Genomic DNA, 404 nt, shown 5'->3' on the forward strand with positions numbered 1-404 from the left:
GTGCTCGGTGCAGTCCTTTTTGAATTAAGAACTATGGACGAAACTAGGCAAAGCTTTCTAAAACGATTTTACCAATGGCTTTACCGTTCTCGATATCTTGATGTGCTTTAATCAAGTTCTCTGCACATATAGCACCATAATGAGTGCCGATGGTTGTACGAATTTTTCCCGCATCAACTAACTCGGCCACACGATTCACAAGCTCTCGCTGTTGTATCATATCTTCAGTTTTAAACATTGAACGTGTGAACATCAATTCCCAATGTAAAGAGAGTGACTTTTGCTTAAGCTTGCGAATGTCTAATATCGTTTCAGGTTCATCAATCAGTGCCAACTTACCCTGAGGAGCTAGAACCTCAATTAATTGATCAAAGTAATCTTCGGTACGATTGAGACTGATGACA

1 protein-coding gene is annotated in these 404 nt (G+C 39.9%); it reads right to left on the bottom strand.

What is annotated here, in order from left to right; all coding sequences use genetic code 11:
* Positions 1 to 43: 43 nt before the first annotated feature.
* On the bottom strand, positions 44 to 404 hold a 361-nt coding region (locus BTA35_RS17295), incomplete at its 5' end, for a zinc-binding dehydrogenase (protein ID WP_139363755.1).

It is taken from the genome of Oceanospirillum linum, assembly GCF_001995095.2.
Lineage (GTDB): Bacteria > Pseudomonadota > Gammaproteobacteria > Pseudomonadales > Halomonadaceae > Oceanospirillum > Oceanospirillum linum.